This window comes from Rhodococcus sp. S3 (genome assembly GCF_058211795.1).
The window spans coordinates 4,606,508-4,623,360 of the sequence record NZ_CM177074.1 but is presented as its reverse complement, the minus strand read 5'-3'; the positions used below and the strand labels follow the sequence as shown (position 1 = coordinate 4,623,360).

Genomic DNA, 16,853 nt, shown 5'->3' with positions numbered 1-16,853 from the left:
CACAAATCGGTCCCGGTGAGTGGGAGTGGCGCAGGTCTCACTCGGCCGGGTGGCTACCTTCGCGACACCCGGCCCACCGTCCGGCGCCCCCCGGATCGCGCTTCGGCCCGGACCGAGACCAAGGAGTCCATCGTCGTGAAACTCAGTGCTGCCTCGAAATCGATGGCGGGTCTGTTCGCCATCGTAGTGGCGACGTCCGCTTGTGCGTCGGATCGCGGCGCCGACTCGTCGGCGGGCGCCCTCGCTCCGGCGGCAGCCGCCGGAACTGGAGCGTCCCTGTCGGTCGAGGAGTCGTTCGGAACCCTTTCGTCTCCATGCGGGCCGGGCGAAGCGGCAGGAAGTACCGACCAAGGAGTGTCCGATTCCGAGATCCGGATCGGTTACGGCGACGACCGGGGCTATTCGAAGAGCCCCGGACTCAACAAGGAGATCGGTGACGCCGTCTCCGCCATGATCGATTGGTGCAACGCCCAGGGTGGCATCAACGGCCGCACGATCGTCGGTACCCACTACGACGCTGCGATGACGCAGGCCAACGCCGTCATGCAGAATGCATGTGCGAGCGAGTTCATGATGGTCGGTCACGGCTTCGCCATGGACCAGACCTCGGAGCAGACCCGGGTCGCGTGCAACCTCGCCGCTGTCCCCGCCTTCACCGTGTCCCCCGACGCGGCCAACGGCCCGATGACCTACCAGGGCGTCCCGTTCCCGGTCGACTATGCGAACGGTTCGCAGTGGTTCCAGATCGCCGAGATGTACCCGGACCTGCTCGGCGAGTTCGACGTCATCGACAGCACGATGCCCACGATCATCTCGGCCAGCACCAAGATCCGGTCCGTCGCCGAGGCAGCCGGTTTCACGCTGAAGAACTGCGGTGTCACGCTCAACTACGAGGGCGAGTCGAGTTACGCGCCCTTCGCCGAGAAGTTCAAGCAGTGCGGCGTCAAGGGCCTGTGGACCTCCCGTTCTCCGGTGCCGGCCGAATTCAACTTCGTGAAGGCGCTCGACCAGGCCGGAATCGACCCGATCCTGCTCGGTGAGGCCACCTGGTACGGCAATGCCGCTCAGGCATGGAACGGTGAGAACGGTCTGCTCGACAACCTCCACGCCGGCATGACCTTCCAGATGATCGAGAACGCCGATGCTGTGCCGGCCGTGAAGAAGTACGTCGAGCTCGTCACCGAGCAGGACGGCAAGACCGCGCTGCTCGGCATGCAGGCCACTTCTTCGTTCCTGTTGTGGGCTACCGCTGCGGACGCCTGCGGATCGGACCTGTCCCGGCAGTGCGTCATCGACGAATTGTCCCGGATCCACGAGTGGGACGGCGGTGGTCTGCACGCGGTCACCGACCCCGGGAACAACATGCCCGCGACCTGCGGGCTCGTCGTGAAACTCGAAGGCGCCGAATACACCCAGGCGTTCCCCGCGGAGGCGGGCACCTTCGAGTGCGACGACCGCTATCGCGTCGCGACCGATCCGAGTACGTGGGGCACCGAACTCGGACCCGACCGCATCGCGACGAAATATCTGAACCCCAACGTCATCAGGCCGACCGTCTGATCCGAGCGCCCGGTGCCGGCGAGGCGTGACACGCGCTCGCCGGCACCCCGACCAGAGGTACTCGTATGGACACCTTTCTGACCTTCACGATCGTGGGGTTGGTGCTCGGATCGGTTTACGCGATCGCTGCATCGGGCCTCGTTCTCACCTACAACACGTCCGGCATCTTCAACTTCGCGCACGGCGCGCAGGCGATGCTCGGTGCGTTCGCCTACTGGCAACTGCGTTACGGCTGGGGCCTGCCCACGCCCATCGCGCTGCTTCTCGTGCTGGGCGTCCTCGGTCCGATGATGGGCCTGCTGCTCTACGTCGTGATCATGCGCGGGATGCGTGACACCGCCGAGGTCACCAAGATCGTCGTCACGGTGTCGATCCTGCTCGGCATGGTCTCGGTGTCGCACTGGTTCTGGCATCCCGAGACTGCACGCACCATGACGATGTTCTTCGGCGACCAGGCGAGGATCGAGCTCTTCGGTGTCACCATCCGCTACCACGAACTGATCTGCCTCGCCGCCGCGGTACTCATCGCCGTCGGACTACGAATCATGTTCGTGCGCACCCGCGTCGGAGTGGCGATGCGAGGTGTGGTCGACGATCCCGATCTGCTGCGCCTGAACGGGCACGACCCCGACCGGCTCGCCGCACTGTCCTGGATGATGGGCTCGACTCTCGCGGTCCTGGCGGGTGTTCTCGTGACACCGATCAACGGTGGCACCCTCGAAGCGAACATGCTGACCTTGCTCGTCATCGACGCGTTCGCGGCGGCGATGTTCGGCCGGCTGCGCAGCATTCCGCGTACCTTCGCCGGTGCGCTGTTCCTCGGCCTGGCAGCCACATACGTGCTCGCCTACTTCCCGACCGCGTGGACATGGACGTCGAATCTGCGAGTGTCCCTGCCGATGATCGCGCTGTTCGTGGTTCTCGTCGTACTGCCGCAGGATCGGTTGCGCGGTGCCGTCACCCGGACCCGGGAGCGCTACCACGTGCCGTCGGTGCGCAAGGCGATCGCCTGGGCGGTCGCGCTCGTCGTCATCGTCTATGCCATCCGCCTGCTCATGGTGACGTCGGCGGTCACGACCCTCACGATCGGCATGACCTTCGCGATCATCGCGTTGTCGCTGACCCTGCTGACCGGATACGCGGGCGAGATGAACCTCGCGCCGGTATCCTTCGGTGCCATCGCGACGATCGTGGCGTTCCACTTCGGTATCTCCGGGAGCGGACTGGCCGCCCACCTGAACCTGTGGGGCGTGGCGCTCGGCGTCGCCGTCACGGCCGTGATCGGCGGGCTCATCGCGCTGCCGGCCCTGCGGTTGCGCGGCCTCTATCTCGCCCTGGCCACGATGGCGTTCGGTGTGTTCCTGTCGAACATGGTGCTGCGCGACACGACCCAGCACGAGCTGTTCGGCATCAGGTTCTCGCTGTTCACCGATGGCAACATCGCGATCCCGCCATTGAAGGTCGGCCCTCTCGACCTGCGGAACGAGACGACCTTCCTCATGACGGTGACGGTGATCTTCGCCGTTCTCGGCGTAGGCATCATCGCCCTGCGCAACAGCGGCTACGGGCGCCGGCTCGCCGCGATGAAGGACAGCCCCGCCGCGGCGGCAATGCTCGGCCAGAGCCTGGTGCGCCTCAAACTCGGCGTCTTCACCCTGTCGGCGGGCATCGCCGGCCTGGGCGGACTGTTCATGTCGAGTGCGATGGGCTCGGTGTCGAACGAGAGCTTCTCGATCATGGTGAGTCTGTCGCTGCTGATGCTCACCGTCGTGGCCGGTATCGGTTACGTCTCCGGTGCGCTGTTCGGCGGTCTGCTGTCGGGTGTCGGTTTCGCCGTCATTATGGTCTCGTTCTCCAATCTCTCCGCGGGACAACCGGAACTGGCCGGTTTGTGGACCTTCCTCGGTCACGTCGCCGCAGTGAGTCCCGCTCTCATCGGTATCGGCGTCGCGGCGAACCCGAGCGGCAGCGTCCACCAGATGGTGGAAGGCTACCGTCACCTGAAGAACGCGAAGCCCGTGCTGGTCGGCGGAGCTGCGGTGGTCCTCGCGTCGTACCTGCTCGCGCTCGTCGGCGTGCTCGACAACTGGTGGTTCGCGTCGATCACCATCGCCACGGTGTTCATGCTGCCGGTGATGGGGCAGTGGCTGATGCCCGAGGCGGTGCTCGGCGCGGAGGAAGCGCAACGTCGCGCGCCGCTGGTTCCCGAGCGGGTCGGAATCGACGAGCCCTACACCGAGCAGGCGCGGGACGAGATCGATCGCGAGCTCGGCATCGACGAACTTCTGGCCGCACGTGCCACCGGATCGGAGAAGGAACTGATTCCTCATGGTTGAGGCACCCATTCTGGAAACGCGCGGTATCACAGTCCGATTCGGCGGTCACGTCGCGGTCAAGGACGTGAGCATCGGAATCGAACCGGGAACGGTGACGGGCCTGATCGGACCCAACGGGGCCGGGAAGACGACGCTGTTCAACACGATCACCGGCCTGCAACGGCCGACGGCCGGCACGGTCTTCCTCGACGGTCGTGACATCACCTCACTGCCGCCCTACAAACGGGCCCGCAGGGGCATGGCCCGCACGTTCCAGCGTCTCGAATTGTTCGTGTCGCTGTCCGTGCGCGACAACCTCCGAGTGGCGGGAGACATCCACAACGCCAACGAGCACAACAAGATCGACGTGGACGAGGAGGTCGACAGGCTCCTCGAACTGACCGGACTGGCCGACATCGCGAGCACCGACGTCTCCGACGTACCCACCGGACGTGCCCGCGTCGTGGAGGTCGCCCGCGCGTTGATGACCTCTCCGCGCGTGCTGCTGCTCGACGAGCCCGCGTCCGGGCAGACCGAGCAGGAAACCGAGGCCTTCGCCGCGCTGCTCGGCGACCTGGCGAAGGACGGCCTCGCGATCTGCCTCGTCGAACACGACATTCCGCTCGTGATGAAGATCTGCTCGCGGATCCACGTGCTCGACTACGGTGCGGTGCTGGCAAGCGGTGTTCCGGACGAGATCAAGAACGATCCTGCAGTGATCAACGCCTACATCGGCACCGAGGAGGAAGCGGTATGAGCGTCGAACCGTTGCTCGAACTGTCGGGTGTCCGGGCCGGATACGGCGCGATCGAGGTGCTGCGCAGCGTGGACCTCGTACTCGAACCGGGCGCGGTGGTCGCCCTGCTCGGGCCGAACGGCGGAGGTAAGACGACGACCCTGCGCGTGTGCTCGGGGATCCACCCGATCTCGTCGGGTGAGTTCCGGTTGGCCGGCCGGGTCGTCAACGGTGTGTCCGCAGCGGAACTCGCGCGTCTGGGGGTGTGCTCGATTCCCGAGGGGCGCGGCATCTTCCCCAACCTCACCGTGCGCGAGAACCTGTGGATCGGAACCGGCACCGGTGTTTCGCTCGCAGACCTCGAAGAGGTGGCGTACACGCGATTCCCGGTTCTCGGTGAGCGCCGGTCGCAGCTGGCCGGTTCGATGTCCGGCGGCGAACAGCAGATGCTTGCGCTGTCGCGGGCACTCGGTACCCATCCCACGGTGCTCCTGCTCGACGAACTGTCGATGGGCCTGGCACCGCGCATCGTCTCCCAGATCTACGAGATCGTCGGCGAGCTCGCCGCCGAGGGTGTGTCGATCCTCGTAGCCGAACAGTTCGCGCGAGCGGTACTCCCGATCGCCACCAGCGCCGCGCTGATGTTGCAGGGCCGGGTGGTGCGCACAGGCGATCCGGCGGAGATCGAAGAAGAACTTTCCACCACCTATCTAGGAGGATGACCATGACCGCACTCGTCGACGAGCGACGTGAACAGTTCAAGAAGGATGTCGCAGCGCTGGGTCTCGACGCTCCCCGTTCGGATTCGGGGGGGAGAGCCCGACTCGTCGGTCTGGCCCTGATGGTGATCGGCGCCGTCGCGGTCTTCGTCGTCTACATTGCGTCGCTCACTCTCTCCGACACCCGCGATCTCCTGTCCTATCAGTTGCTCGCCCTCGGCTTCGTGGCCGTCACCCTGGTCGGTGTGGCGGTCTATCTCGCCGCCGCGGTCACCCGTGTCCTGCGTCTGTGGCTGGTCAGGCAGTTGCTCGAGAGCAGCACGCAGGCCGAGCGGATCGCACAGGCGCTCGCACGCAACGACTGATCGCGCATACGCCGAACGCGGCGACGGCCCATCCCGAAAGGGGGTGGGCCGTCGCGTCTTTCGAATCCTTCGGGGTCAGCTACCCGCAGCCTCGAGTCCGGTGGTGATGTCGGCGAGGATGTCGTCGATGTTCTCGATGCCCACGGCGAGTCGCACGAGACCCGGAGTGACACCCGCAGCGATCTGCTCCTCGCCGGTGAGCTGCGAGTGGGTCGTCGACGCGGGGTGGATGACCAGCGAGCGGACGTCGCCGATGTTCGCGACGTGACTGTGCAGGGTCAACGCGTTGACGAACCGCTTGCCGGCGTCGATGCCCCCGGAGAGCTCGAACACCACGATCGCGCCGGCACCGCGCGGGGTGAGTTGCCGGGCGCGGTCGTACCAGGGCGACGACTTCAGGCCGGCGTAGGCGACGGAGGTGATCTCCGGACGCCCCTCGAGGAACTCGGCGACCTTCTGCGCGTTCTCCACGTGCCGCTCGATCCGCAGGCTCAGCGTCTCGAGGCCCTGCGAGATGAGGAAGGCGTTGAACGGGGAGACCGCCGCGCCCATGTCGCGCAGCAGCTGCACACGCGCCTTGAGCGCGTAGGCCGGGGCGCCGAGGTCGGCGAAGACGACGCCGTGGTAACTCGGGTCCGGGGTGGTGAAACCGGCGTGGCGGCCCTGCGTCCAGTCGAACGTGCCGCCGTCGACGATGACACCGGCAATGGCCGTGCCGTGGCCGCCGAGGTACTTGGTGGCCGAGTGCACGACGATGTCGGCGCCGTGCTCGAGCGGGCGGAGCAGGTAGGGGGTGGCGACCGTGTTGTCGACGATCAGCGGCAGCCCGTTCTCGTGGGCCACGCCCGAGATGCCGGGCAGGTCGAGGATGTGGTTCTTCGGGTTGGCGATCGTCTCACCGAAGAACGCGCGGGTGTTGTCGCGGATGGCCTCGCGCCACTGGTCGAGGTTGTCGGGATCCTCGACGAAGGTGACCTCGATGCCGAGCTTGGGCAGGGTGTAGTGGAACAGGTTGTAGGTGCCGCCGTAGAGATACGGGCTCGACACGATGTGGTCGCCGGCCTGTGCCAGGTTGAGGATCGAGAAGGTCTCGGCGGCCTGGCCGGACGCGAGCAGGAGGGCGGCGACGCCACCTTCGAGGGCGGCGATGCGCTGTTCGACCGCGTCCTGCGTCGGGTTCATGATGCGGGTGTAGATGTTGCCGGGCTCGGCGAGGCCGAACAGCGCAGCGGCGTGATCGGTGTTGTCGAAGGTGTAGCTGGTGGTCTGGTAGATGGGCAGGGCCCGGGCCTTCGTGTCGCCACCGGCGGGCTGGCCCACGTGGATCTGCTTGGTCTCGAAGCTCCAGTTCGCGCTGGGATCGGTTGCTTCAGGGGTGGTGTCGCTCATGGCTCTGCTCCGGGTTCGGGATGTGTTCTGATCGTCGACATGCTGACCTTCGGACCCCGGACACGACGCCGTCGGGCAGCATCGAGGGGGCGGGAACGGGTGCGGCGGTCAGCGGGCCCGGCACCCGCGGATACACGACAGGGGGGCACGACGGTGCGGCGACCGGCTCGCGCGCTCGTACGTCTTGCTCACGGTCCCGACAATAACCTGTCCGCACGATTCCGACCAGACTCATAGGAATTCACTCTCGTCGGGAAACCGACTCCGGAGTACCTACAGTCTGTGTGTACCCCTTCCGGTGTGACCGCTGTTACTGCTAACGTTCTGGAACAGATTCCAGTTTCATGAGGCGCGCAGGGTCGTGGCCAGGACTTTTGGAGGTGCAGTTGACTGCCGTCGACTCCGCGCTCGAGCCCGTCGGTACCTCGTCCAAGCGAGAACTTCCTCCATCGATGGTCGATCGGATGACGCTCATCCTCGAGGCCTTCGACAGCCGCGGCGCCCTCACTCTCGAAGAGGTCACCTGTCGCTCAGGGTTGCCCCGTTCGACCGTGCACCGCATCCTCGACCACCTCGTGCGTCGCGACTGGATCGAGCACGCATCCTTCGGTTACTGCCTCGGCCCGCGTGCCCTCGGCCTCGGTGGCAGCGACACCGGCCACCGCCGTATCCGGGAGGCCGCTGCGCCGCATCTCCACGACCTGGCGATGCAGACCGGTGCCGTCGTCCACCTGACAGTCCTCGAGGGCAACGAGGTGCTCTACCTCGACAAGGTCGGTGGGCAGCTCGCGTCGAGCGTGCCGTCGCGGGTAGGTGGGCGGTTCCCCGCCTACGCCACCGCGGCCGGCAAGTCCATCCTCGCGTGGCTCGAACCCGAACGCATCGACGCGCTGTACGGCAAGGCGCTCGTGCCGTGCACGGAGCGCACCATCCGCGATCACGTCGCACTGCACCAGGAACTCAACCGCATCCGCAAGCGTCGTGGCGTCGCATTCGAACGTGAGGAGGCCGCGCGGGGCATCGGATGCGTGGGTGTCGCGCTCCGCGGCGTCGACGGCCCGGTTGCCGCCCTGTCGCTGGCAGCGGACGCCCGTTCGACCCGCCTGGAGTGGGTGGCACCGATCGTCGCCGATACCGCTCGGAAGATCACGCGCACGCTGTTCCCGGAGCAGGACCGCGACGACAACCTGCAGGCCACCGAGAAGGTGGGCTGACGCCCTTCGGCTTTCGCCACGAACGACTGTGCGCAGTTCTCGTTCGATCCCTCGAGGAGATCGACGAGAACTGCGCACAGTTCGTTGTGGGCCCGTAGGCAGCGTCAGAGCAGGTGGACCTTCTTGTAGAGGATCTTCGACGGTCCGCCGATGAGGCCGACGTTGTCGAGGAAGGTCATCAACTTCGCGCCGGACTTGCGCACACGATCGTGATAGTGCTTGTTGCCCTTCGCCTCTCGCAGAGCGCGCTCGCGATCGAGGCCCGCCTTGGCGTAGACGTCGGGGTGGATCATGCTCTTGACGACGAAGAACACCACGAACGCGGTGCTGAAGCGCTCGATCGCCAGACGTGCGCGGCTCGCACCGGCGAGTCGGCGCGCGACCTCCTCGCGCGCGAAGCGGATGTGCCGGGCCTCCTCGAGGACGTGGATCTTCGACACCGCGCGGGTGACGGGCTGGACCCGCTCGTCGCGCATGAAGTCGCGCTGCATCATGTCGAGGATCTCCTCGGCCGCCATCACTGCCGCATAGGCGTTGGCGCCCTTGAAGAACCGGCCCCACAGGCGGCCGAGCCGATGGATGTAGCGGGGCGGGCCGTAGCCGGGCATGTTCAGCCGTTCGCCGGCGCGCGCGAACATCACCGAGTGGCGGCACTCGTCGGCCACCTCGGTGAGCGCGAACTGGACGTGGCGCGAATGCTTGTCGCGGTCGTAGACGTCGCGCAGGAGCATCTGCATGAGCAGGATCTCGAACCACAGGCCGACGCTCGAGACGCTCGCGGCCTCGTGCTTGGTCAGTTCGATGCGCTGTTCCTCGGTGAGTTCGTCCCACAGCGCGGTGCCGTAGAGCGTGCTCCATTCGGGGGTCATGCCGAACTTGTCGTCGGGGACGGGGGCCTCCCAGTCCACCTCGACGACCGGGTCGTACGACTTGCGTGCGGACGAGGCGAGCAGTCGTCCGGCGGTTTCTTCGCGATCGGACAGTGCGACGCCGGGGATGAAGCCCTTGCTGGTCTCGCGGGTGAGCGATGCGGTCATGTCTCCACCTTTTTAGTGTGACGACTGGTAACTGTTATCCAGGTTAGCGTGATCACGCGCACAGCACAATGCCCGCGACCTGCATCGCGGGCATCGAGAAGGAGAGACGAAGAGAGAGGCTACGAGCGCCGGGGTGCCCAGAAGGCGGAGATCACCGCGCCGACCAGCAGGATCGCGGCGACCGCCCACGAGGCCTGCTGCAAGCCGTCGAGGAAGGCGTTCTGTGCGAGTTCGGCGAGTTGCTCGCCCTGCGGGCCTGCTTGCTCGGCGACCTGTATCGCGGCGGCGAGCGAGTCCTGCACGGCGGACCGGGCCGGTTCGGGGATCATCGGCGCCACCGGATCGATGCCGTGCCCGTAGGCCGCGGCGAGGACGCTGCCCGTGATCGCGACACCGATCGCCGCACCGATCTCGCGGGTCGCGTCGTTGACCGCCGACGCCACGCCCAACTGGTCCTCAGGGGTGTTGGTGACGATCGCGTGGGTCGCGGGAGCGGTACAGATACCGACGCCGACACCCGCGATGCTCAACGCGAACGCCACCTCGACGTAGGTGGAGTCGGCGTCGAGCAGGCCCATGAGGATCAGTGCGACGCCGATCAGCGCCAAGCCGACGCTGAGCAGGATGCGGATGCCCACCCGCGCCAGCAGCGCGGGCACGGCGAGCGACAGGCCCATGACGACGAGGAAGATCGGCGTCAGTGCCAGGGAGGCCCGCAGCGGCGAGTAGCCCAGCACGAGCTGCAGGTACTGCACGATGAGGAAGAACAGACCGAAACCCGCGAGATACTGGAACGACAACCCGGCCGCGCCCACACCGAACGCCCGCTGGCGGAACAACCGCACGTCCAGCAGCGGCGCCTTCGACCGGAGTTCCACGAGCACGAATCCGGCTGCCGCCGCCAAGCCTGCGATCATCGATCCGAGCGTCACCACGTCGGTCCATCCGCGATGCGGACCCTCCATCACGCCGAGCACGAACAGGCCCACGGCGAGGACCACGAGGATGCCGCCCCCGAAGTCGAACGGCAACGGCTGCGTCGAGCGCGACGAGTCGATGGTGAACGACAGAGCGACCAGCAGGAGCGCGATGGCGGCGGAACCTCCGAAGATCACCCGCCACGACGCGTATTCGAGCACCAACCCCGACAGGATCATGCCGAGCACGGCACCCGATCCGGCCACACCGGCCCAGATGCCGATGACACGTGCCCGATGAGCCTCGGCGAAACCTGCGGTGATCAGCGACAACGTCGACGGCATGACCAACGCCGCGCCGACACCTGCAACTGCGCGCGCCCCGATGATCCACAACGGTGCATCGGCGACCAGTGGCAACAGCGAACCGGCGGCGAAGACGATCAGGCCGACGATCATGACGCCGCGGCGACCGAGCCGATCGCCCAGCGCGCCGGCCGGGAGGAGCAGTGCCGCCAGTGCGAGGGTGTAGCCGTCGACGATCCACGTCAGCTGGGACTGCGTCGCGCCGGTGTCGACCGCGATGTCGGGCAGGGCCGTGTTGAGCGAGGCCATCGCCGCGATGACCACGGCGACGGCCGAGCACGCGACGGCGAGCAGCCGGATCTGGGCTCGCGTCATGCGAGGGGGTGCGGTGGTGGTCGCGGTGCTGTCTGACACGGGAGCCTTCCGGAGGGAGGGGAATGCCGGGACCAGAAACGAGACTGTCGGTATCGTAACTGAACCACCGGTCTCACACATGCTTCGCTCTCAGCGACTACAACTGGAAGCGTGAGCGTCGAACCCGAAGCAGAACCCCGCCGCGACGTCGAGACCCGGCCCGCCTCACCGCGCGACGAGGATCCGCGCCGCGTGCGTTCGCGCGCCCGACTGCTCGACGCCGCCACCACCCTCCTCGCGACCGGCGGTGCCGACGCCGTGACGATCGATGCGGTCACCGCCTCTGCCGGCGTCGCGCGGGCCACCCTCTACCGGCACTTCGCGAATGGAACCGAGCTGGTCGCCGCGGCCTTCGCGCGGCTCCTTCCACCGGCGCCCCCGGTCCCGGAAGACGGCGATCTCCGCAGCCGCCTCGTCGAATTGCTCGCCGCACAGGCACGCATCATCGAGGAGGCGCCCATCCCGTTGACGGCGATGTGCTGGATGGGACTCGGGCCGGGCCTCGGCGAACTCCCGAAGGAACCGGGGCGCAGCGAGCGGCCCGAACTGCAGTCGCTGCGCGAGATCCTCGTCGACCGCTACCGGTCGTCGTTCGACCGTGTGCTCGCCACCTCGGAGGCCCGCCGCGAACTCGGCGACTTCGACTACGACCTGGTGCTGGTCCAGTTGCTCGGACCGATCGTCTTCAACCGCCTCGCGACGCTCGCGCCCATCGACCGACGCGCGTGCGAGCACATCGTCGACGACTTCATCGCGGCGCGCAGAGCCCGCCGGACGGATCGTTAGGACAGGCCGGTCACAGACCCATGTCCTCGTCGCCGAGACCATCCGCGCCCACGGCCGCCTTCTTCTCCTCGCGCGGACGACGCAGGACGTACAGCCGCGAATGCTGGAAGTCCCGCAGCCGCAGGGTCCGCACGGTCTGGAAGTGGAACTCCTCGCAGTCGGCGAGCGCGTCGGCGAGGTTCTCGTCGACGAGGATCGTGCCCGGTCGTGCCGCGCCGGTGAGGCGGGCCGCGATGTTGACGACCGAACCGAACAGGTCGCCGAAGCGCGGCAACGCCTGACCCCACGCCAGTCCGATCCGCAGGTCCGGATAGTCCTTCTGGGACCCGAACGAATCCTGCAGTTCGAGGGCGATGCGCGCGGCGTCGACCGGACGTTCGGCCGCGAACATCACCTCGTCGCCGACGGTCTTGATCACCCAGCCGTTGTGCCGGGCAATGACGTCGGAGACCTCCGATTCGAAGTAGTCGAGCAGCTCGCTCAGCGCGGCCGCGTCGATCTGCCGGGTCAGCCGGGTGTAGCCGACCATGTCGGCGAAGCCGACGACCAGCTCGTGCAGCTCCCCGGAATCCTGCGGGCGCGCGGCGGCCCGGGCGGTCGTGGCCACCAGGTGCCGACGCCACATGTGGCTCTGCAGGCTCACCGCGAGCTCGGTCGTGCGATCGACGATGTGGTCGACCAGCGCGCGGATCTCCTCTTCCTGCGGGGGAGTCTCCGCTTCCTCGTAGGCGGAGGCCAGTTGCGTGAAGACGTGGGTGTTGAGCAGATTCAGCTGCCACTCGGTCAGCCGTGACATCGACTGCCCGATCGACCGGGCCGCGGGCACCTCGAGGCGTTCGTCGACCGCGCCGCTCGCGATGATGGCGGCCGTCGCGCGCAGGGCCTCGACGTCGCCGTCGGTGAACATCACGACGTCGGGATCGGGATCGACGGTCAGACCGAGCGCCTGCCACAGCCGTCGCACGCGCGCAGGTGCGAGCCCGCACAACTCCGCCACCTCGTTCAGGGTGTAGCGAAGAGGACCACCGAGCAGCGCGTTCTCCAGCTGTGACTGGATCACGGACAGCACGTCGGTTCCTGATGCGGGTGCCGGATCGGACGGGGTCACGCATCCATCCTTACCGTGCGCGGGGCCCGTGTGCGCGGCAGGCCATGTCGAACAGGTGTGCAGGCGTGTCGTACGGATGTGCGACAGTGACCGTCATCGAAGCCCTGCCGACCCGTCGGCGAACCGAGAAAGGACGTCGCATGTCGCCCCGCAGACGCGCGGACCACCTGACGGAGGAACAACTCGGAGAGCTCGGTGCTGCTCTCGCCGAGGGGCGCCGCGCGACCGTCTACCTCGTCGAGGGCATCCCGAGTCTCGGCATCGACCCGGGGACGTCGGCGCGGGTGGTGTCGATCAGCGGCAGCACCGTGATGGTGCGGCCGAAGGGCGTCGACGACGAGTTGCCGTTCGAGACCGACGAACTGCGCGCCACCCGGGAGCCGGCCGGAACCAAGCGCGCACCGGCGAAGGCCGCGCGCACGTCCGGTAGTGCGAAGCCCGCTCCGGCGAAGGCTGCACCTGCGAAGGCTGCACCTGTGCAACCCGCGACCCCGCGGGCTACCGCATCCAAGCCTGCTACCCCGAAGCCTGCTACCCCGAAGTCCGAGAGCCCAGCGGCCGCTGCGGTTCCCCGCGCCCAGGAGAAGAAGCCCGTGACCCAGACGACCTCCGCTTCGTCCGACGCTCCCGCCTCCCGGCCGCCGGCACCGGCGAAGCCGAAGGCCCCGGCCCGCAAGGCGAAGAAGGCGCCGTCGATCACGATCACCGTCACGATCGACCCGGAGAACGAGTGGACGGTAGGGGTCGCGCACGGCACCCGCAAGGTCGGCAAGCCAGCGCCGGTCGCCCCCGACGCCGTCGAACGCGCGGTGAAGGAACTCGGTGATCCCACGGCCACCGAGGCCGTCCAGTCGGTGATCGAGGAGGCGCGTCGCGCGGCCGAGGACCGGGTCGCGCAGCTCAGCCGCGAACTCGAGGAGGCGCGTCAAGCTCTGGAAAGCTTGGGCGCAACCCGGAACTCCGGCGGAAACCTCTAGTACGCTCAGCCCGACGGCTGCCGGACGGCGCAGCGCAGGAGGGCCCCCATGTTCAGAAAACTGGTTGTTGCAATTGCGAGCGCTGTCGCGCTGGTCGGCGCAGGTTCCGGGGTGGCCGTCGCGGCGCCTCCGGTCACCCTCGGCGGCGGTTCGGGAATCACGCTCGGAGACAACGGGCAGGACATCTTCGACTGCACACTCACCACGATCGGCAACGACGCCGCCGGTCGCCTGGTGGGTCTCACCGCCGCGCACTGCGGCTCTCCGGGCATGACGGTGAAGGCCGAATACGACCTCGCTGCCGGTTCGGTGGGGCGCATCGTGTCGACCAACGAGCGGCTCGACTACGCCGTCATCGAGTTCGACCGGGGCAAGGTGGTTCCGGTCAACCGCGTCGGCAACGTGACGATCACGGGCCTCGGCGCCCCCGCGGGTTTCCCGAACATCGCCTGCAAGGAAGGCCGCACGACGGGCAACACCTGCGGCATCGTGTGGGGCGACGTGTTCGGCTCGCAGGAGACGTGGACGCAGGTGTGCGTCATCGAAGGCGACTCGGGTGCACCGCTCGTGGTGGGCACGACGCTCGTCGCGATGGTCAACGCCTACCTGCTCGCGCCGTGCGCCGGCCCCGAGGTCGGAACGAACATCGACGTGATCATGGCCGACATCAACGGTCGGGGCGGGCCGGGCGCAGGTTTCCGTCCGATCTAGCAGCACCCCCGGAGCGGGAGGGTTCACCCGACCTTCATCCGCACACCGCACCGTTCGATGCGGAACCGACCAGCTTCGTGTACTTCGCCAGTACACCCCGGGTGTAGCGCGGCGGCAGTGGCTCCCAGCCCTGCCGCCGCGTTTCCATGTCCTTCTCGTCGACCAGCACGTCGAGCAGGCCGTTCGAGACGTCGAGACGGATGCGGTCGCCGTCGCGGACGAAGGCGATGGGACCGCCGTCGACAGCCTCCGGGGCGACGTGCCCGACACACAATCCGGTGGTGCCACCGGAGAACCGTCCGTCGGTGAGCAGCAGGACGTCCTTGCCGAGACCGGCGCCCTTGATGGCGCCCGTGATCGCGAGCATCTCGCGCATGCCCGGGCCACCCTTGGGACCTTCGTAGCGGATGACCACCACGTCGCCGGCGGTGATGGTGCCGTCCTCGAGCGCATCCATCGCGGCCCGTTCGCGTTCGAAGACCCGCGCGGTTCCCTCGAAGACCGACTCGTCGAAGCCCGCGGACTTCACCACCGCTCCGCCGGGAGCGAGACTGCCGCGCAGGATCGTGATGCCACCGGTGGGATGGATGGGGTCGCTCAGGGCGCGCAGCACCTTGCCGTCGGGATCCGGTGGAGCGATGCCGGAGAGGTTCTCCGCGACCGTCCTCCCGGTGACGGTGAGACAGTCGCCGTGCAGCAGACCCGCGTCGAGCAGTGCCTTCATGATGACCGGGACGCCGCCGATGTGGTCGACGTCCTTCATCACGTGCCGGCCGAACGGTTTGACGTCGGCGAGGTGCGGCACCCGCGCGCCCACCCGGACGAAGTCGTCGAGGCTCAGATCCACCTGCGCCTCGTGCGCGATCGCGAGCAGGTGGAGCACGGCGTTCGTGGACCCACCGAAGGCCATGACCACCGAGATGGCGTTCTCGAATGCTTCCTTGGTGAGGATGTCGGACGCGGTGATGCCGCGCTTCAGCATCTCGACCACCGCCTGCCCGCTGCGCCGCGCGAAACCGTCGCGGCGACGATCCGTCGCGGGTGGTGACGCGCTCCCCGGCAGCGACATGCCGAGCGCTTCGGCCGAGGCGGCCATCGTGTTGGCGGTGTACATGCCGCCGCAGGCACCCTCGCCGGGGCAGATGGCGCGTTCGATCGCGTCGAGGTCGGTCTCGGACATCAGGCCGCGCGCGCACGCCCCGACCGCCTCGAAGGCGTCGATGATCGTCACGTCGCGTTCGGTGCCGTCGGACAGTTTCGCGATGCCCGGCAGGATCGACCCGGCATACAGGAAGACGGCGGCGAGATCGAGGCGGGCCGCGGCCATGAGCATCCCGGGCAGGGACTTGTCGCACCCCGCGAGCAGCACGGAGCCGTCGAGTCGCTCGGCCTGCATCACCGTCTCGACGCTGTCGGCGATGACCTCCCGCGACACCAGCGAGAAGTGCATGCCCTCGTGTCCCATCGAGATCCCGTCGGACACGGAGATGGTGCCGAACTCGAGCGGATAACCGCCCGCGGCGTGTACGCCCTCCTTCACCGACCGCGCGAGGCGTTCGAGCGGGAGGTTGCAGGGCGTGATCTCGTTCCACGACGATGCCACGCCGATCTGCGGCTTGCCCCAGTCGTCGTCGCCCATACCCACCGCGCGGAGCATGCCGCGCGAGGCGGCCTTCTCCATGCCGTCGGTGACGTCGCGGCTGCGGGGCTTGATATCGGGTCGGTCCGTCATGACGTCTTCCTGGGGTCGCGGCCGGTGAGGGCGATGAGTCGGTCCTGTGGGGACGCGTCGTCGGGAACCGCGACGGGATCGGCGAACAGACCGCTCGAGGCGAGCATGTCCTTCTGCGGTTCGACGTCGGCGAGCACGGCGTCGACGAGTTCGGCGTCGAGAGTCTCGTCGGCACCGATGGCCCGGGCGAGATCCCAGGTGTGCACGGTGATGTCCGCGATCTGCTGCTTCATGTAGTCGAGGCACGGGACGGTGCCGTAGGACAGGTGGACCTCCTGAGCCGGTGACGCCATCGCCCAGGCGGCGGTCGCCTGATCGGCGAAGCGTGCCCATTCGGCGGCGAGATCGTCCCCGATCGGTTCGAGTGCGGCCTTCGCGTCGTCGAGGGAACGGCCGGAGAGCAGCGGCTGGATCCAGCGCTGTTCGTCGACCATGTGCCACACCAGGTCGGTGACGTCCCACTCGGTGTCCGGGGTGGGTGCGTGCCAGTCGCGGATCTGCGCGACACGGTCGTCGAACTCGCGACGTGCGGTTCGTTGCAGGGAGAGCCAGTCGGTCGCCATGGAT

At 67.6% G+C, this 16,853-nt stretch carries 15 protein-coding genes; 9 read left to right on the top strand and 6 right to left on the bottom strand.

Translation table 11 applies throughout. The features are described 5' to 3' along the window. Positions 1–162 precede the first annotated feature (162 nt). The 5 genes from AC0LPE_RS21350 to AC0LPE_RS21330 all read left to right on the top strand — a co-directional run bounded on the left by AC0LPE_RS21350 (position 163) and on the right by AC0LPE_RS21330 (position 5,695). Positions 163–1,560 carry an ABC transporter substrate-binding protein gene (locus AC0LPE_RS21350; RefSeq protein WP_172414989.1) on the top strand — a complete coding sequence of 466 codons (1,398 nt, stop codon included), beginning with the start codon at positions 163–165 and terminating at the stop codon, positions 1,558–1,560. Positions 1,561–1,625: 65 nt separating this feature from the next. Next, positions 1,626–3,896: an ABC transporter permease gene (locus AC0LPE_RS21345; protein ID WP_085470126.1), complete on the top strand. Its 2,271-nt coding sequence runs from the start codon at positions 1,626–1,628 to the stop codon at positions 3,894–3,896. After that, positions 3,889–4,632, top strand: a complete 744-nt coding sequence (locus AC0LPE_RS21340; RefSeq protein ID WP_106201124.1) for an ABC transporter ATP-binding protein — start codon at positions 3,889–3,891, stop codon at positions 4,630–4,632. The genes AC0LPE_RS21345 and AC0LPE_RS21340 overlap by 8 nt, the downstream gene beginning before the upstream one ends. Next, entirely contained in the window at positions 4,629–5,333 is a 705-nt protein-coding gene (locus tag AC0LPE_RS21335) for an ABC transporter ATP-binding protein (RefSeq protein ID WP_088898685.1), read from the top strand. The genes AC0LPE_RS21340 and AC0LPE_RS21335 overlap by 4 nt, the downstream gene beginning before the upstream one ends. Further along, entirely contained in the window at positions 5,330–5,695 is a 366-nt protein-coding gene (locus AC0LPE_RS21330) for a hypothetical protein (protein WP_145690745.1), read from the top strand. Before AC0LPE_RS21335 ends, AC0LPE_RS21330 begins: the two co-directional genes overlap by 4 nt. Before the next feature lie 75 nt (positions 5,696–5,770). On the opposite strand, the gene AC0LPE_RS21325 is transcribed toward AC0LPE_RS21330, so the two are convergent. Next, positions 5,771–7,084: a bifunctional o-acetylhomoserine/o-acetylserine sulfhydrylase gene (locus AC0LPE_RS21325; RefSeq protein ID WP_490605181.1), complete on the bottom strand. Its 1,314-nt coding sequence runs from the start codon at positions 7,082–7,084 to the stop codon at positions 5,771–5,773. Positions 7,085–7,470: 386 nt separating this feature from the next. Between AC0LPE_RS21325 and AC0LPE_RS21320 the strand changes: the two genes are divergently transcribed. After that, on the top strand, positions 7,471–8,298 hold the full coding sequence (locus AC0LPE_RS21320) for an IclR family transcriptional regulator (RefSeq protein WP_490606389.1): 828 nt from the start codon (positions 7,471–7,473) through the stop codon (positions 8,296–8,298). A gap of 104 nt (positions 8,299–8,402) precedes the next feature. Here AC0LPE_RS21320 and AC0LPE_RS21315 read toward each other — a convergent pair whose 3' ends face one another. Together AC0LPE_RS21315 and AC0LPE_RS21310 are read right to left on the bottom strand one after the other, a co-directional pair. Beyond that, complete coding sequence (locus tag AC0LPE_RS21315) at positions 8,403–9,335, bottom strand: AurF N-oxygenase family protein (protein WP_230825025.1); 933 nt, start codon at positions 9,333–9,335, stop codon at positions 8,403–8,405. A gap of 119 nt (positions 9,336–9,454) precedes the next feature. Beyond that, positions 9,455–10,933, bottom strand: a complete 1,479-nt coding sequence (locus AC0LPE_RS21310) for an MFS transporter (protein WP_423658818.1) — start codon at positions 10,931–10,933, stop codon at positions 9,455–9,457. 150 nt (positions 10,934–11,083) lie between these two features. Here AC0LPE_RS21310 and AC0LPE_RS21305 point away from each other — a divergent pair, with 150 nt between their 5' ends. Continuing rightward, positions 11,084–11,758 (top strand): TetR/AcrR family transcriptional regulator, encoded by a 675-nt coding sequence (locus AC0LPE_RS21305; protein ID WP_016694184.1) that lies wholly within the window; start codon positions 11,084–11,086, stop codon positions 11,756–11,758. A gap of 10 nt (positions 11,759–11,768) precedes the next feature. Here AC0LPE_RS21305 and AC0LPE_RS21300 read toward each other — a convergent pair whose 3' ends face one another. Further along, complete coding sequence (locus tag AC0LPE_RS21300) at positions 11,769–12,866, bottom strand: adenylate/guanylate cyclase domain-containing protein (RefSeq protein WP_026061565.1); 1,098 nt, start codon at positions 12,864–12,866, stop codon at positions 11,769–11,771. 140 nt (positions 12,867–13,006) lie between these two features. Here AC0LPE_RS21300 and AC0LPE_RS21295 point away from each other — a divergent pair, with 140 nt between their 5' ends. Both AC0LPE_RS21295 and AC0LPE_RS21290 read left to right on the top strand, forming a co-directional pair. Continuing rightward, the gene (locus AC0LPE_RS21295) at positions 13,007–13,843 is read left to right on the top strand and encodes a DUF6319 family protein (protein WP_490605180.1); all 837 of its coding nucleotides are present in this window, start codon (positions 13,007–13,009) and stop codon (positions 13,841–13,843) included. Between the two features lie 48 nt (positions 13,844–13,891). Beyond that, positions 13,892–14,554, top strand: a complete 663-nt coding sequence (locus tag AC0LPE_RS21290) for a chymotrypsin family serine protease (protein WP_059382850.1) — start codon at positions 13,892–13,894, stop codon at positions 14,552–14,554. A 34-nt stretch (positions 14,555–14,588) separates the two neighbouring features. On the opposite strand, the gene ilvD is transcribed toward AC0LPE_RS21290, so the two are convergent. Both ilvD and AC0LPE_RS21280 read right to left on the bottom strand, forming a co-directional pair. Continuing rightward, a complete protein-coding gene (gene ilvD, locus AC0LPE_RS21285) occupies positions 14,589–16,286 on the bottom strand; it encodes a dihydroxy-acid dehydratase (RefSeq protein WP_413767458.1) in 1,698 nt (565 codons plus the stop codon). Continuing rightward, a complete protein-coding gene (locus AC0LPE_RS21280) occupies positions 16,283–16,849 on the bottom strand; it encodes a TIGR03086 family metal-binding protein (protein WP_159417359.1) in 567 nt (188 codons plus the stop codon). The genes ilvD and AC0LPE_RS21280 overlap by 4 nt, the downstream gene beginning before the upstream one ends. Between the last annotated feature and the right edge of the window lie 4 nt (positions 16,850–16,853).

Excerpts from the sequence above, each read along its gene's own strand:
- AC0LPE_RS21315 (WP_230825025.1), bottom strand. The coding sequence starts at position 9,335 with ATGACCGCATCGCTCACCCGCGAGACCAGCAAGGGCTTCATCCCCGGC.
- AC0LPE_RS21335 (WP_088898685.1), top strand. The coding sequence starts at position 4,629 with ATGAGCGTCGAACCGTTGCTCGAACTGTCGGGTGTCCGGGCCGGATAC.
- AC0LPE_RS21280 (WP_159417359.1), bottom strand. The coding sequence starts at position 16,849 with ATGGCGACCGACTGGCTCTCCCTGCAACGAACCGCACGTCGCGAGTTC.
- AC0LPE_RS21310 (WP_423658818.1), bottom strand. The coding sequence starts at position 10,933 with ATGACGCGAGCCCAGATCCGGCTGCTCGCCGTCGCGTGCTCGGCCGTC.
- AC0LPE_RS21350 (WP_172414989.1), top strand. The coding sequence starts at position 163 with ATGGCGGGTCTGTTCGCCATCGTAGTGGCGACGTCCGCTTGTGCGTCG.
- ilvD (WP_413767458.1), bottom strand. The coding sequence starts at position 16,286 with ATGACGGACCGACCCGATATCAAGCCCCGCAGCCGCGACGTCACCGAC.
- AC0LPE_RS21295 (WP_490605180.1), top strand. The coding sequence starts at position 13,007 with ATGTCGCCCCGCAGACGCGCGGACCACCTGACGGAGGAACAACTCGGA.
- AC0LPE_RS21330 (WP_145690745.1), top strand. The coding sequence starts at position 5,330 with ATGACCATGACCGCACTCGTCGACGAGCGACGTGAACAGTTCAAGAAG.
- AC0LPE_RS21345 (WP_085470126.1), top strand. The coding sequence starts at position 1,626 with ATGGACACCTTTCTGACCTTCACGATCGTGGGGTTGGTGCTCGGATCG.
- AC0LPE_RS21340 (WP_106201124.1), top strand. The coding sequence starts at position 3,889 with ATGGTTGAGGCACCCATTCTGGAAACGCGCGGTATCACAGTCCGATTC.
- AC0LPE_RS21290 (WP_059382850.1), top strand. The coding sequence starts at position 13,892 with ATGTTCAGAAAACTGGTTGTTGCAATTGCGAGCGCTGTCGCGCTGGTC.
- AC0LPE_RS21325 (WP_490605181.1), bottom strand. The coding sequence starts at position 7,084 with ATGAGCGACACCACCCCTGAAGCAACCGATCCCAGCGCGAACTGGAGC.